We start from the raw sequence: 16531 nt of genomic DNA, 5'->3' as shown, positions 1-16531 counted from the left end.
TTTTTAATGATTGCAAAACATGCAACTATTCAACAACAAAATAAGATTGATTAAGTTTCACCGACATATCTAAATGAAGCGTGTTAAAATCATACGTTGTTATGAAAGGGTTTCTATCTATGCAGTTTGTTCATCTTGGTATTTTTACAGAATTTTCGATCACAGAGTCGATCGTTCGTATACCTGATCTGATTAAAGCTGCTGCGTCAGATGAAATGCCTGCTTTAGCCCTTACCGACTTATCCAATCTGCATGCCGCAGTTAAATTTTATAATAAAGTCATTGGTAAAGGGATTAAACCAATCTTTGGCAGTACCATTCGCTTGAATGATGCTAACCACAAAGCCACTTTATTAGCCATGACCAACAAAGGCTGGCGTGGACTGACCGAAATTGTGTCACGCGGTTTTATTGAAGGACAACAACTTTCCATTCCCTGCATTCAAAAAGACTGGGTGCTAGAACAATCTCAAGATTTAATTGTTTTATTGGGTTTACACAGTGATGTGGGTGAAATGCTGTGTTCAGCATATCCTGAAAAAGCTGAACCCTTACTTGAAGAATGGGTGAGCAAATTTGGTAATCGGGTATATTTGGCATTGACCCGTACCGGTCGCCCGATGGAAGAAAGCTTTAATCAGGAAGCTGTTAAACTTGCTGCAAAATATAATATTGGTGTAGTGGCACATAACGATGTCCACTTTATCAAACCCGAAGATTTTGAAGCGCATGAAGCCCGTGTATGTATTGCTGATGGCTATGTACTCGGTGATAACAAACGTCCTAAAAACTACAGCACTGAGCAATATTTCAAATCATCACAAGAAATGATTGAGCTGTTTGCAGACATTCCGAGTGCCATTGAAAATACAGTACAGATTGCGAAACGTTGTACTGTTTCTTTACGCTTAGGCTTCAATGACTTACCTGACTACCCAATCCCAGAAGGTCATACCATTGACACCTACTTTGCGCATTTGTCTGAAGTGGGTTTAGAAGAACGCCTTGACGTTCTATACCCTGTAGAAAAGCGTGATGAAGATTGGGCAGAAATCCGTAAGCCTTATGATGAACGACTTGCCTATGAACTTGGCATTATCAATAAAATGGGATTCCCCGGCTACTTTCTGATCGTTATGGACTTCATTCAATGGTCAAAAAATAATGGCGTTCCTGTGGGACCTGGTCGTGGTTCAGGTGCAGGTTCATTGGTCGCATTCAGTTTAAAAATCACTGACTTAGACCCTCTGCGCTATGACCTGCTTTTCGAACGTTTCTTAAATCCAGAACGTGTATCCATGCCCGACTTTGACGTCGATTTCTGTATTGCAGGTCGTGATAAAGTCATTGACTACGTGGCACGCCATTATGGTCGTGATGCCGTTTCACAGATTGCGACCTTCGGTACTATGGCAGCCAAAGGTGCGATTCGAGATGTTGCGCGTGTATTAGGCAAATCTTATGGTCTGGCTGACCGTATTTCAAAAATGATTCCAACCAAGCCTTTGGGTTTAACTTTGGAGGAATCCATTGAGGCTGAGCCACAACTCAAAGATATTGTGACCAACCCATCCAACCCTGACAATGATGATGCAGCTGAAATCTGGGAAATGGCACTTAAACTGGAAGGCATTACCCGAAATACAGGTAAGCATGCAGGCGGTGTGGTCATCGCACCCACCAAAATTACCGATTATTCTGCTGTCATGTGTGAAGCCGATGGTACAGCCCGTGTTGCCCAATTTGATAAGGATGATGTTGAAGCCGCAGGTCTTGTGAAGTTCGACTTTTTGGGTTTGCGTAACCTAACGGTCATTGAAGATGCAGTTCAAAATATCAATAAGCGCATTCAAGCTGAAAAACCTTTGGACATTGCCCATATTCCACTTGACGATAAAGATGCTTACCTCGTCTTTGCCGAAGCCAATACCACTGCGGTGTTCCAGTTTGAATCCGTGGGTATGAAAAAAATGCTCAAAGAAGCACGCCCAAGCAAATTTGAAGAAATTATTGCCTTCGTGTCTTTATATCGTCCGGGTCCAATGGATCTGATTCCTGACTTTATTCACCGTATGCACGGTGGTGAATTTGAATATTTACATCCACTACTTGAAAGTGTTCTTGAGCCGACTTATGGCATCATGGTGTATCAAGAACAGGTAATGCAAGCTGCACAATTCTGTGCAGGCTATTCGCTTGGTGGTGCGGATATCTTACGTCGTGCCATGGGTAAGAAAAAACCTGAAGAAATGGTCAAACAGCGCCAAATCTTTATTGAAGGTGCGGCTAAAAAAGACATTGACGAAGGTACTGCCAACCATATCTTTGACTATATGGAAAAATTCGCAGGCTATGGCTTTAACAAATCCCATGCGGCAGCTTACGCACTCGTGGCTTATCAAACTGCATGGCTTAAAGCGCATTATCCATCCGAGTTTATGGCTGCGGTCATGTCTTCGGAAATGCAGAATACTGATAATATTGTTTTTCTGATTGATGACTGCCGTATCAATGACTTAAATGTATTACCTCCTTCTGTAAATATGTCGTTTTACCAATTCCATGCCTCTGACGCTGAAACTATCGTTTATGGTTTAGGTGCCATTAAAGGTGTGGGTGAACAAGCCATGCAATCGGTGATAGATTCACGCTTACATGATGGTCCGTTTAAGGATTTATTTGATTTCTGTCATCGTGTTGATTTGAAAAAAATCAATAAACGTACATTGGAAGCCTTAATTCGTGCGGGTGCATTGGATTGTTTAGGCATTGAACGTGCCAGTCTGATGTTACAACTCCCTGAAGCAGTTCAAGCGGCTGAACAGGCACGTTCTAACCGTGAAACAGGCATTATGGATTTGTTTGGTGAGGTCGAAGAAGTTCAGCGTAAACCTGCCAAACCTGTTAAACCTTGGTCAGATGAAGTTCGTTTAAAAGGCGAAAAAGATACACTCGGTTTATATCTTACTGGACATCCAATTGATGTCTATAAACCAGAACTAAAAGCCTTTATTCCAAACAAAATTAGTGAACTCACCCCTACTCGTCGTGGAGTTACGACTGTCTTTGCTGGTTTGGTGGTAGACGTTGCGAACTTCCCAAATCGTATGATGATGACGCTTGATGATGGTACAGCACGTATTGAAGTTTCAGCAAATCATGAGCGCTTCCAACGTTTCAAAGATATGATTCAAAATGAAAAAGTGGTGGTCATAGAGGGTGAAATCTATGAGCGAGAAGGCTTTGACCGTCCAATGGGACGCTTAACCAAAGCATTTACCTTAAATGAAATTCGTCAAAAGCGTGCCAATCACATTGCGATTAAACTTTCTCCAGAAATCATGACAAAAACATTAAGTCATGATTTACAAAATATTTTACAATCTTTCTGCCATGTTGATTTATGTCAGCACATTCCTTTACATCTGCTACTTGACTATAGCTATGCCACAACTGAGCTTCATTTAGGACAACAGTGGAAAGTTGCCCCTTTAGATGATTTACTTGCAAAATTACGTGATTATTTTGGTAAAGAATCCATTCATGTTGAATATCAAGTGAAATCTAAAGCAGCCAAAGCAGTGGATCAACGTGAATTAGCCAAACCAACTCAAATTGCAGCCCCGCCTAGCGATATGAGCATGGATGATGCGATGGATCAATATATGGCTGATGTCAGTCAATTTTCATAAATCTCTCTGATTTAAATTAAATACTTTGGATATCGAATGAATATTATCGATAATGCTGTGGTTTCACAGCATTTAAGTCATGTACGTATTGTGATGGTCAATACCACTCTCCCTGCAAATATTGGCAGTGCATTGCGTGCCATGAAAACTATGGGCTTGTCAAAACTGGTCTTAGTGTCTCCTAAAACTTACCCACATCCTGACATTGATGCGCTTGCGGCTGGTGCAACAGATTTAATCGAACAAATTGAAATTGTTGAAACTTTAGAAGATGCAATTAAAGATTGTCATTTAGTTTTTGGTACTAGCGCACGTAGTCGTACCATTCCTTGGCCATTGCTTGATGCTCGTCCAGCCGCGCAAAAGTCAATGAATGCCGTGATTCAAGATCAACAAGAAATCGCCATTGTTTTTGGTCGTGAAGATCGAGGACTCACCAATGAAGAACTCGCCCTTGCAAATTATCATGTGACTATTCCTGTGAATAGTGACTATGGTGTACTCAATGTTTCGCAAGCAATCCAAGTCATTTGTTATGAAATGCGTATGGCAACACTTGAATTGGCAGATAAAAAAACAGACCCTCAAGCTGTGATGCATGTAACGGATTCAGAAGATATGCATTGGGATGAACCCTTAGTTACGCATGAACAAATGGAACAATTTTATCCACATATCGAAAAAATGTTAGCAGAAATTGAATTTTTAGACCCGAAAAACCCAAGATTGCTGCCTTTACGCTTGCGTCGATTATTCGGGCGTATACAATTAGATAAAATGGAATATCATTTATTACGAGGCATATTTAGTCGTGTTCAAGCCTTGAATAATGGTACATGGAAAAAGTCAAAAAATGAGGATCAAAACTAATGCTAAAACAGCTTAAAGAAGATATCCAAGCTGTGTTTGCGCGTGATCCTGCTGCGCGTAATACACTTGAAGTTTTAACAACCTATCCAGGAATACATGCTCTCATTATGCACCGTGTTGCACATGAGCTATGGATCAAAGACTGTAAAACTTCAGCACGTATGTTGTCTTCTTTTAGCCGTTTTACCACAGGTATTGAAATTCATCCTGGTGCAAAAATTGGTAAACGTTTCTTTATTGATCATGGCATGGGTGTGGTGATTGGAGAAACTGCCGAAATTGGTGACGATGTTACACTTTATCATGGTGTTACTTTAGGCGGAACAACTTGGAATCAAGGCAAACGTCATCCAACTTTAGAAGATGGTGTAATTGTTGGTGCAGGTGCAAAAATTCTTGGTCCATTTACAGTAGGTAAAAATGCTAAAGTTGGCTCTAATGCCGTCGTGACCAAAGCCATTCCTGAAGGAGCAACTGCTGTTGGCAGCGCTGCACGTTTTATTCTCAAAGACAAAGAACCAACAACGACAGCAGAACAAAGTGCTCCTTGCCCAGAACAAATTGAAAGTTTAGCTGAAAATACAAACTTCCAACCCTATGCAGCAACCCAAGAACAAACAGATCCAATGCTTGAAGGTATGCGTGTTCTACTTGATCGTTTAGAGCAAAATGAAAAACGTATGAACAGCTTGTGTCATCGTTTATCTTTATTAGATCCAACATTTAATAAATTAGATGCTGTTGATCAACAACCTTATAGTGATGAAGAACTCAAAATTATTGAGGATGTGCGTCGCGAGTGTGAAGCACAAACTAAGTGATTTGATTGTAAGCATTCATTCAAAATTATTTTAAACTGTTAAAATTTATCCTGTAAAAGGTCTCTTTATTGTTATCAAAAATAAAGCGACCTTTTTCTTTGATCATCATCAAAATTTGATCGTTTTTGAGTCATTGCACAAATTTGCATATATTGACCATAAAGCGATTTCAGCCATCACATTGAAAAGAAAACCATCTGTCTAACTTCCCCTCACAATTATCTAAATAAAAGGCTTTTCTGATCAGTTAGCTTAAACACGTTTGTATTCTGTATAAATTTTAAGACTTCTAGTTTTAAAAGTTGCATGTTTAAATGAGTTTTCTTAGACTGACACTTAGACTTTTCTTACTTTATACAACAAATTCTTGGAAGATCAATATGACGATTAAGCCATTAGCATTAGCTATTTTATCAGCTTCAGTGCTTGCTGCTTGTTCTACAACAACATCCTTACATAAACCATCAAATAAAGCTGCGAGTAATGAACCAATCGTCTACACAGAACCAGATATTGCTCCACCTTTTTATGCTTTAAATCCTTTTAATTATGACCAACCTCCTGTATTTGAGTTAGAGCTTCAAAAAGCTGCGGCTGCCCCTTTACAAAAAATGGAAGTGACTGATCCACAAAACCCAAATGCTAAAATTATTTTAGATCAAAATAAGCTCATTGTACCTTTAGTCAACAATAATCAACGTACCATGAAATATGCAGTGATTGCAGGACAAGATGAAATTGACATCACTGCAATTGATGATCTTTTACAAATGGTTGAAGGCAAAGCACGTCATTACCCACCTCAGTTTATTGACCGTCAAGAACGTCGCGGTTTTGAAAGTAAGTTAAAAGAAGTTTCTGCTCAATTAGATAGTTTAGCTGCTGCACCTAATGCTTCATTTGACATTTTGATTCGTGCTTTTAAAGCCAGTATTTTGGGTCGTAATTTGGACTTAGGACCAGCATATACCACTAAATCTTTAGACTACGCACAACGTATTTTAAAAATCAATAAAGATGATGCTGAAGCAAATTTATGGTTTGGTTTCTCACTTTCTGAAGGTGGCGGTCAAAAAGAAGCTATTCCATATTTAAACAAAGCAATGAATGCAGGTGTACAAGAAGCATATTTATCTTCTGTAAATAACTACTTATGGATAGAGCAAAAGAAAAATGCTTTACAAACTTTAAAAAATTATAAAGTAAAATATCCTGAAGAAGCTGAAGTTGTTGATCGTTTAATTCAAGAAATTGAAAAATCTGGTCGCTATAATGTTTGGCAAGTGCTACAAAATCCAGCACAATCTAAATAATGATTTTGTCTCTGCAAAATTAAGATAAAAAATAGGTTGACTTGATCAACCTATTTTTTATAGAAAACATTGAATTCTGTACGCAAAATCGTATGATTTTCTAAAAGTTGTTCCTATGAGGATATCCATGCAGCTAACTCAAAAAAATATACTGCTAGTCCTTACCGCTCTGATTCCATTTTTCTTCAGTGGCTGTCAAGTTGTGAGTGTAAAAAATCAAAAAGTGAATGTCACTATTGCCAATGAGCGTGACAGCATTTTAACTCGCAACAAAATGAGTGAGGCAAGTTTAAATGTACTCTCGATGACAGGTAGCGAAGCTAAAAAATGTACCGAGCAGCCTGAACAATGTGTACAAGATTTAGAAAAAATCCCACAAATTCAAGATGAGCAACTTTTATCAGCAGCCAGTGAGATTTTTTTAGCTAAAGCAATTGCTTTAAATAATTCTTCAAGCTGTAAAATTAGTATTTTAGCTAAACACCAATCTGAAGAAAAACAAAAAATTAATCAAGATAATTACAATACATGTTTAGATCAGCAATTAAACATGTTGGATAAAAGTATCCGTTATAGTTATGCTTATTTATTTGAAACGAAACGATTACCGCAAGATCGTATTTTCGATAACCGCCAAGTTCAAATTCGAGATTTTTACAACCAAGCGTTAGCAAAAATGATCACGACTTATGGTCTACGCTCTAAAGACAAAACTGTTGCAAAAGAAATTAAAATTGGACAAAGCGTCTATCATATTGATTATAGTCATTATCCATTATTAGATAAGGCAAATATTGAAAACTTACTGTCTAGTTATAATCTGAACTTTTCAGGCTTACGCTCACTTAACCGTAGAGATGGTTTTGGTTCCGAATTTGTCGCAATTTTAGCCGACCCCAAAAGTCCAGAAGAAGACCAATATGTCGTCGACCCTTTGCACCATCATTATCAAAATGGAGTGAATCCAAATATTCACGATCCGCGTTATTTATCTGTCAGTATTATTGCTCAACCAACATCAGGAAAAAGTGTTCAAGAAATTATTCACAATCCTAACTTTAGCTTAAAAATTTATGACCCTTATTCGACTGAAAAAGTCCAAGTTGCTGATCGTGAATATCCTTTAGCTGCAAATTTTTCTGCACCTTATGGTTTATGGTTAGCAGAAAATAATTTAGGTGCTGCTGCCTATTTGACTTTGATTGATCGTGATCAGCATTTGGCTATGCCGCATTTATATATGCTAGAACCTTTTAACCCAAATAAAAAAGTGATTGTTTTAGTGCATGGTTTAGCAAGTAGTCCTGAAGCATGGATACGTTTAACCAATGATATTATGGGCGACCATGTTTTACGTGAACATTTTCAAGTTTGGCAAGTATTTTACTCTACCAACATGCCTATTTTAGAAAGTCGCTTTCAAATTAATGCTTTGATTAATCAAACATTTGATTATATTGGTCAAGACACTGTTGCGGCTAAAGATGCAGTATTAATTGGTCACTCTATGGGTGGGATTATTTCTCGTCTTTTGGTCAGTGATGCAGATCTGACACAACCTGCTTTAAAAATGCTCAACAATCGTAAATTTGATCGCTTTAAGAATGATTCCGTTTTTAAATCACGTTTAACGATTTCATCAATTCCGAACTTTGACCGTGCTATTTTTGTTTCAGCCCCTCATCGTGGTACTGCCTTTGCTGATCGTTGGTTTACTTTGGCTGCACGAAAAATTATTAAATTACCAGGTGCTTTCTTAGGTGCTCTGGCAGATACAGTCACAGAACAAAATATGAATATGAAAAATTTTGTTGAAGAAGTTGGACATGGCTTAATTCAAAATGGTCCAAGTGATTTAAGCCATAACTCAAAATTCACGCAACTTACAAAAAATGTCATGCCGAAACAAGGCATGATTTATCACTCAATTATGGGGAATAACTCAGATACAACTGATTTTAGTATCATGTCTGACGGTATTGTCCCTTATGAAAGTGCGCATTTAGATGGCGCTGCCTCTGAAAAAATTATAAAAGGTGGGCACTCTATCCAAGAAACGCCAGAAGCCGTTTTAGAGTTAAGACGTATTTTACGCTTGCATTTGGTAAAATTAGGTCTATATAAGCCTGACTAAAACAAAAAAATAGCCCGCATTTTGTGGGCTATTTTTTACTTCAAATAAAAAAATCATTTGGAAAGATTTAAACGCTTTGCTGTTTTATCTGGATTTAAAAATAAAATTGCCAAAACTGCAACAACAATTAAATACACACCAATATAAGTAAAACTTTGGTTCATTCCATAAATTAAATTTTCAGCCATTTGACTCGATAATAATTGCCCTTTGGCTGGTTGAATATATCCTGCCCGATCCATCAAATGTCCAACCATTAAAGGAGACACGATTCCACCCACTGAAGATAAGGAAACTAAGGTTGCCATCACTGCTGCACGTTGTTTAGAACAAACACTATATCCGACTGTCATCGTTGCCAATGGAAAAGTCATTGCTGCCCCTGCGGCAATCGTAATCAATAAAATCGCCATATTACTTTGAGTATAAGGCAAAAGAAAAAATGCAATACCCGAAATTAAAATAATGATGCCAAAATTCATGCCCAAAGCTTGATGTACTGTGGCATTTTTTCTCATCAAAATACGTGAAATATAACCTGCCCCCATTAAAGCAAGTGCGCCAAGTATCCATGGTAAAGTTGAGACTGTTCCCACCATTTGTGGAGACAACTGTGCCACTGTTGCAATATACTTAGGAGACCATGTCGTTAAAAAACCAAGTGGCCAAAAACAACCGATCCCTGTAAGCACTGCCACAATAAACATTTTCGAACTAAAAATTTTAAAATAAGGAACAGGCTTAAGCTGATCTACCACCGCTGCAATACTATGTGTATGAATATTTAACTCATCATTATTTTTGCTCTCTTTCTTTTCAGGTTGGTCACTAATATGACTATAAGGTCCTTCTTTGCATACAAAAAACCAAACTACTGTCCAAATCAAACCCACTATGCCTAGAAAACCAAATGCCCAACGCCATCCCAATTGTGGATGTGCAATGATATAAGCCAAAGCAGGTGCGGCTAAAATAGGTCCAATAGTTGTTCCTGCTGCAACCATACTACTTGGAAAACCACGTGCAGTAGGCTCAAACCAACCTTGCACGTGTTGTAAACTAATTGAAGACGCTGGTCCTTCAGCCGCCCCCAAAATAATACGGGTGACTAAAAGCGCCATTGCACCACCTCCAAATAACATTGGAAATTGTAAAATAGCCCAACTGACGCCCATGACCAAAATAATCCATTTGGTTTGAATTTTTCCTGCAGCAAAACCAACAACAACACCAGATATTGCAAATAAAAAAAAGAATGAACTACCAATAAAGCCAAATTCTGTACTCGTCATTTGCAGTTCAGCCATGGCTGACTCTGCAACAAGTCCTAAGACTGCCTTATCTGCAAAATTAATCATTTGAAAAATCATTAATAATGCAGTGATCAACCATGCTTTTTTAAATCGTGTATGTGGTGTTAAATCTTGCGATGTTTTTTGCATCATTCTATTCACACCCTCATGATTTTGTATTTAGAACTTAAAGGTATATGTGGTTGCAACACGGTTTTCGACATAGTCTGTACCTGCTGCATTACCTACGCCATATTTTTGGTCAGTACGAATATGACGCCATTCAAAGCCTAAACCTTTAAACTTACCTTCAGGAGCTGTGTAATTGACGATGACATTTTTCTCGGTTTCTTTATTATCCTTTAAATTTGGACGATAAATTTCACTACCATTTAAATAGCGTAAAGTCAGTCTTAAGCCTGGAACTCCTGCTTCTTTAAAGTCATAACTATATAAAATATGCCATGTAAGCTCTTTTGCTTTATAAAACCCTAAAGACGACCAACTTTGTAAAAATGGCTGTGGAATATACCCTCCCAATACAGGTATCGCATTTTCACCCATGTGTTTTTGAACACCTGTGGTGATTGTATTCGAACCATTTTGTACTGTTGCTTGTAACCCTACAGATTGGGTATCAATATTGCCAAAGTAAGCATCACCATCTTCGGTATAGTTAAAATAACGTGCATCTACTTTAACTTTGGATTTGCCGACTTGCTCTGTATATGCCGCATTCAAATAATGTTGTTGATAAATATCTTCAAGCTGCCCAAACCAATATGAACCTGAAATATTCGGATTAAAGTTATAGTCTAGCCCAAGAAAATTTAAACCATCACTCTCTTTATTTGGATCGGTTGAACCCGCTAAAGTTAATTTATTAAACTCATCATCATCACGTGCATTCACATGTGTAAAACGACCCGCAGATACTTTTAGATCTTTAATCTCTTTACTCTCAAGCATTGCACCTGCATAAGTGGTGACCAACTGGCGTGAATCATCAATAAATAATACGGGCGTTTTTGGAAATAATTCACCCACTTTTAACTCTGTATCTTGATATTTTAATTTCAGCGTTGCGCCTAACTTTAAGAAGTCACGCTCTTGTTTACCTTCAGATTTATTGTAATTAAATACAGTATCTAAACGCTGATCATTATGATCACTTAAGCGTACAGCATATTGAAAGCCTAAATCTAATCCCAACTGTACAGGTGTATTGGTATATCCTGATTCAAAACGGCTGCTAATTCCTTGCGACCAACTTCCAATATCTTTATCGGTTTTTGCAATATCACGATCTACATAAAAATTTCTTAAATACACCGATTTTTGACTATCCTGCCAAAAATCTGCATGCGCGATATTAATACTTAAGCAACCTAAAATTGCATAGCCGACAGTACGTTGTGCTTGAAATAAGCCATTTAATTTAAACATAGAGGAAATCCTTTCCAAACATTTTTAACTTGTTGTATTACTCTGGGTTGTACATCATCACGACAGTCTAATAATAAAATTGATCTCCTTGAATACTTCTAAACTTCTTTATTTTCAAATTACTTAGACAAAGACTTAATTGACTATCTCTTACATTATTTTAATAATCAATGTATTTTTCCATATAATTTTAAGTATATTTTCATACCTTTTTGATATCTTATTTTCAATATATTAATAAATTTACTCTTGAACTCACATTAAAAATAAAAACAGTGCTACAAAGCACAGTTCAAAAAATATACTTCTTCATCCAAAAACATGTATTTATTTTAAGCAAAAAAAAAAGTGGGTTATATTTTTCGATATAACCCACTTTTAAATGTACAAATTTTATATTTTATGCCAGAAAAGTTTCTTGCAAATAACGCCAGTACATTTGCCCTTCTTGCTCAACCAAAAGTACAGAAGCTCGACGGCTTGTTGTACCTGCTTCTTTATGATGTGTTTCGGTATAATTCATCAAAACTGCATCATCTTTTTGCATGATCACTTCAGCATCTGAAATTTCTATTTTTAAATCTGGAATATTTCCTTGATTATTTTTAAATAGTTGTAGAACTTGTTCATACTGGATACGTTTTCCTGCTGCACCCACCATTTCAAAATCTTGTGTGAAATATCCAATTAATTGTTCAAGTTGTTCATCCGTATTTTTTTCATTAAATACCGCTTGAATCAATTCATGTAATGTATACGTGCTTTGAATTGCAGCATCTTTATTCAGTGCCATAACCTATCCTTATTGAAAGCAAATGATGTATTAATAATACAAAATTAAATGTAATTTTCAATTTAAAAATACAACTTAAATATAAAAATATCCATTCAATTTTTAAATTTTCATAAAAACCCGATGAAAACCAAGTATTCAACCTATATTTTTATCGGAATTAATCCATATCCATCAGCAAGGCAATTTCTTCTGATTCAAAAACTTCTTTAACACAATCCAAAATATTTGGAATATACGCACTCTGATCCATATTTCGAATAGACATTGAAATTGGACTATATGCCTCTAAATCTAAAATCGGGATATATGCTAAATTTTTCATTCCAATTTCACTGGCACTTTGTGGTATCAAGCAAATTCCCTCACCCGAAGATACTAAACCTAAAGCCATATGAATTTCACGTACCTCGACCATATTGTTCGGAACTAAACCTAACTCAGTAAAAATAGATTGAATTAATGTTGAAAAATTTGGCTTTTGGGTTGCAGGATAGGAAAAAATTAATTCGCTAACAATTTCAGATAAATAAACACCTCTATCAATATATTGAGTTAAAAAATGCTGTTTATGTACAGCTAATAATAATTTTTCTTTACGCATTAAAATACGTTTGATTGCTGGATCAGTCAGTCTTAAACGACCAAAACCAATATCAATTTTCCCTAATTTTAAGGCTTCGATTTGGTCTTTTGTTCCACATTCAATGAGTTCTACCTCAGTATCTGGATTTTTTTGTCTAAATAAATAAATGATTTGCGGCAATAATGCATAGAGTAAAGAACTCACATAACCTATACGCACTATTTTACTGACTGCACTGATTCGTTTTGCCATTGAAGTTGCTTGTGCAGTATGCGTTAATATTTGAACAGCATGCTGATAAAAAAACTGTCCTGCCTCCGTAGTTTTCACAGGTCGAGAGCCGCGTTCAAATAATAAAATCCCTAGTTCTTCTTCTAATTTTTGAATTTGACGGCTTAACGGTGGTTGTGCAATACAGAGTTTTTCAGCCGCTTTCGTAATACTCTGCTCTTCAACAACCGTCACAAAGTAGCGTAAATGTCTTAATTCCATTTATATACCTTTTAAGTATCTAAAAATACCAATTTGGCTCTAGTTTAAGATATTACATTAATTTAGGGTATGTAAATAGATCAACACTTAAGAAATATTGCGATGTATAAGTCCATAGAAACATTGCTTGTTGAAATCCCAACCATCCGTCCTCATAAGATGGCGGTTGCAACAATGCAGACACAAACTTTAGTCCTCATCAAAGTCACTACAGAAGATGGCTTTGTCGGTTGGGGTGAAGCAACCACAATTGGTGGTTTAGGCTATGGTGAAGAAAGCCCTGAAAGTGTTAAAACCAATATTGAAACCTATTTTGCGCCATTGTTAAAAACCTTAAATGGGCTCAATGTGGCACAAACGATGCAAATCATTAACCGTAATATTAACGGTAATCGTTTTGCTAAATGTGCAATTCAAACAGCTTTGTTAGATATTCAAGCACAACGTCTAGGTTTACCTTTAAGTGAGGTTCTAGGTGGTCGTTTACGTGACAGTATTTCAGTATTATGGGTATTAGCATCTGGTAATACAGAAAAAGATATCGCTGAAGCGCAAAAAATGGTTGAAAGCAAGCGTCATAATGTTTTCAAACTCAAAATCGGTTCTCGTCCTGTAGAAGAAGATGTAGAACATGTTTTAGCCATCAAAAAAGCATTAGGCAATGATGTTTCAATCCGTGTTGATGTGAATCGTGCTTGGTCAGAACTGACTGCAATCAAAGGCATTCAACTGTTACAAGACGGTGGCGTAGACTTAATTGAGCAACCTTGTGCAATCAACAACATTGATGCCATGGAACGCTTAACCCGCAAGTTTGATATTGCCATTATGGCAGATGAATCTTTAATGGGTCCACAAAGTGCTTACGAACTTGCTAAACGCAATGCAGCTTCTGTTTTTGCTGTAAAAGTAGCACAATCTGGTGGCTTAATTGAAGGTTGTGAAGTTGCCAAAATTGCGAATCTTGCAGGTATTGATCTTTATGGTGGCACCATGCTTGAAGGTCCTGTTGGCACGATTGCTTCTGCACACGTATTTTCAACATTCAGTAATTTAGCATATGGTACAGAGTTATTTGGCCCATTATTACTGACTGAACAAATTTTAAAAACTCCACTTCAATATGAAAACTTTGAGCTTAAAATCCCAACAGGTTTAGGCTTAGGTATTGAATTGGATGAAGACAAAATCGACAACCTACGTCGTCAATAATTGAAGGAGTCGTCATGCTTTTCCAAGTAAAAATGGATGTCAATATCCCATTAGATATGCCAGCTGAAAAAGCTAATGAAATCAAAGCCGTTGAAAAAGCATATTCTCACGATTTGCAACGACAAGGTAAATGGCGTCATATTTGGCGTATTACAGGTCAATACTCAAACATCAGTATTTTTGATGTAGAGAGTAATGAGGAATTGCACAACATTTTACAAGGTTTACCATTGTATCCATACATGGACATCGAAGTTGTTGCATTAAACCGCCATCCTTCATCAATTCGTGAAGATGACACCTGATTTTTTAGTATAATTGTATAGTAATAAAACAAGGATTGTTGGGGCAAGGACGCGAGCCAAAAACATTTAGCAAGCACAGCCCCACAGCAACCTTTTCATACTTAAGGAGAATCCGTATGAACCGTCAAGAGATCGATCAATTAGTAAAAAAAATGAACGTAGACACAGCAACAGGTCCTGTTGATGCTCGTGTTCAACAAATTGTTGTACGTTTAGTTTCTGATCTTTTTCAAGCTATTGAAGACCTCGATATTTCACAAACTGAATTGTGGAAAGGTCTTGAATACTTTACTGACGCAGGTCAAGCAAATGAATTAGGTTTACTTGCTGCTGGTTTAGGTCTTGAGCATTATTTGGACTTACGTGCCGATGAAGCTGATGCTAAAGCAGGAATCACAGGTGGTACACCTCGTACAATTGAAGGTCCTTTATACGTTGCAGGGGCACCTGAATCTGTAGGTTTTGCTCGTATGGATGATGGTTCTGAATCAGATAAAGTTGATCTTTTATATATTGAAGGTCAAGTTACTGATACTGAAGGTAATATTATCGAAGGTGCTAAAGTTGAAGTTTGGCATGCAAACAGCTTAGGTAACTATTCATTCTTTGATAAATCTCAGTCTGATTTTAACCTACGTCGTACGATTTTGTCAGATGCAAATGGTCAATATGTTGCTCAAACAACTATGCCTGTTGGCTATGGCTGCCCACCTGAAGGTACAACTCAATTTGTACTTGACAAACTAGGTCGTCATGGTAACCGCCCTTCTCACGTACATTATTTCGTGTCTGCACCAGGCTATCGCAAACTTACAACTCAATTCAATATTGAAGGTGACGAGTATCTTTGGGATGACTTCGCATTCGCTACACGTGAAGGTCTAGTTGCAACTGCTGTTGATGTAACAGATGAAGCTGAAATTGCGCGTCGTGGTGCAGATAAAGCATTCAAACACATCACATTCAATGTGGAACTTGTGAAAGAACAAGAAGCTGCGCCAACGACTGAAGTTGATCGTCGTCGTGCAAGTGCATAATGATGATAAAAATACTGTGAAACGTTATTAGTTTCACAGTATTTCCTTGTGCCATAATTTTTTATGCATAAGTATTTATTCAAAATATTTATGCATAGCAATTTATGAAAATGTAGATAAGGTTAATCACATGATTGATAAAAGCTCAGCTTCTCTTAAAGAAGCTCTTTCACAGATTAAAGATGGTTCAACCGTCATGATTGGCGGTTTTGGTACGGCTGGACAACCTGCAGAACTGATCGATGGTTTGATTGAGCTCGGCATCAAAGACCTTGTGATTGTTAATAATAACGCAGGTAATGGCGACTATGGTCTAGCTAAACTGCTCAAAGCGGGTGCTGTCCGTAAAATCATTTGCTCTTTCCCTCGTCAGTCTGACTCTTGGGTGTTCGATGAACTCTACCGTGCTGGCAAAATCGAGTTAGAACTTGTACCTCAAGGTAACTTGGCTTGCCGTATTCAGGCTGCAGGCATGGGCTTAGGTCCAATCTACACACCGACAGGTTTTGGGACTTTGCTTGCTGAGGGCAAACCGACC

The 16531-nt window shown here is 37.3% G+C and carries 13 protein-coding genes; 9 read left to right on the top strand and 4 right to left on the bottom strand.

Annotation, left to right across the window (positions count from 1 at the left end; translation table 11 throughout):
* The first annotated feature begins 119 nt into the window (after positions 1-119).
* The 5 genes from dnaE (at position 120) to C9E89_RS18210 (ending at position 8830) form a co-directional block, all read left to right on the top strand.
* Complete coding sequence (gene dnaE / locus C9E89_RS18230; protein WP_107009741.1) at positions 120-3692, top strand: DNA polymerase III subunit alpha; 3573 nt, start codon at positions 120-122, stop codon at positions 3690-3692.
* Between the two features lie 36 nt (positions 3693-3728).
* Positions 3729-4562 (top strand): RNA methyltransferase, encoded by an 834-nt coding sequence (locus tag C9E89_RS18225; protein ID WP_107009742.1) that lies wholly within the window; start codon positions 3729-3731, stop codon positions 4560-4562.
* Entirely contained in the window at positions 4562-5383 is an 822-nt protein-coding gene (gene cysE, locus C9E89_RS18220; protein ID WP_107009743.1) for a serine O-acetyltransferase, read from the top strand. The genes C9E89_RS18225 and cysE overlap by 1 nt, the downstream gene beginning before the upstream one ends.
* Before the next feature lie 380 nt (positions 5384-5763).
* Positions 5764-6696 (top strand): ABUW_2363 family tetratricopeptide repeat lipoprotein, encoded by a 933-nt coding sequence (locus tag C9E89_RS18215; protein ID WP_107009744.1) that lies wholly within the window; start codon positions 5764-5766, stop codon positions 6694-6696.
* A gap of 127 nt (positions 6697-6823) precedes the next feature.
* A complete protein-coding gene (locus C9E89_RS18210; RefSeq protein WP_171405170.1) occupies positions 6824-8830 on the top strand; it encodes a lipase family alpha/beta hydrolase in 2007 nt (668 codons plus the stop codon).
* Between the two features lie 53 nt (positions 8831-8883).
* On the opposite strand, the gene C9E89_RS18205 is transcribed toward C9E89_RS18210, so the two are convergent.
* From C9E89_RS18205 to catM, 4 genes are all read right to left on the bottom strand, one after another.
* Positions 8884-10275 (bottom strand): MFS transporter, encoded by a 1392-nt coding sequence (locus tag C9E89_RS18205; RefSeq protein ID WP_107009745.1) that lies wholly within the window; start codon positions 10273-10275, stop codon positions 8884-8886.
* 27 nt (positions 10276-10302) lie between these two features.
* Positions 10303-11568 (bottom strand): OprD family outer membrane porin, encoded by a 1266-nt coding sequence (locus C9E89_RS18200; RefSeq protein ID WP_107009746.1) that lies wholly within the window; start codon positions 11566-11568, stop codon positions 10303-10305.
* A 400-nt stretch (positions 11569-11968) separates the two neighbouring features.
* A complete protein-coding gene (locus C9E89_RS18195) occupies positions 11969-12361 on the bottom strand; it encodes a DUF4440 domain-containing protein (protein WP_107009747.1) in 393 nt (130 codons plus the stop codon).
* 160 nt (positions 12362-12521) lie between these two features.
* Positions 12522-13439 carry a cis,cis-muconate-binding transcription regulator CatM gene (gene catM, locus C9E89_RS18190; RefSeq protein WP_107009748.1) on the bottom strand — a complete coding sequence of 306 codons (918 nt, stop codon included), beginning with the start codon at positions 13437-13439 and terminating at the stop codon, positions 12522-12524.
* A gap of 102 nt (positions 13440-13541) precedes the next feature.
* On the opposite strand from catM, the gene C9E89_RS18185 reads away from it, so the two are divergent.
* The 4 genes from C9E89_RS18185 to C9E89_RS18170 form a co-directional block, all read left to right on the top strand.
* On the top strand, positions 13542-14651 hold the full coding sequence (locus C9E89_RS18185; protein ID WP_107009749.1) for a muconate/chloromuconate family cycloisomerase: 1110 nt from the start codon (positions 13542-13544) through the stop codon (positions 14649-14651).
* 14 nt (positions 14652-14665) lie between these two features.
* Positions 14666-14956: a muconolactone Delta-isomerase gene (catC, locus tag C9E89_RS18180; protein ID WP_107009750.1), complete on the top strand. Its 291-nt coding sequence runs from the start codon at positions 14666-14668 to the stop codon at positions 14954-14956.
* Between the two features lie 116 nt (positions 14957-15072).
* A complete protein-coding gene (gene catA, locus C9E89_RS18175; RefSeq protein ID WP_107009751.1) occupies positions 15073-15993 on the top strand; it encodes a catechol 1,2-dioxygenase in 921 nt (306 codons plus the stop codon).
* Between the two features lie 130 nt (positions 15994-16123).
* A partial coding sequence (locus C9E89_RS18170) for a 3-oxoacid CoA-transferase subunit A (RefSeq protein ID WP_116746704.1) occupies positions 16124-16531 on the top strand: 408 nt, incomplete at its 3' end.

It is taken from the genome of Acinetobacter sichuanensis (assembly GCF_003024515.2).
Lineage (GTDB): Bacteria > Pseudomonadota > Gammaproteobacteria > Pseudomonadales > Moraxellaceae > Acinetobacter > Acinetobacter sichuanensis.
The sequence above is the reverse complement of the archived record's forward strand: the minus strand, read 5'-3'. Positions and strand labels throughout refer to the sequence as shown.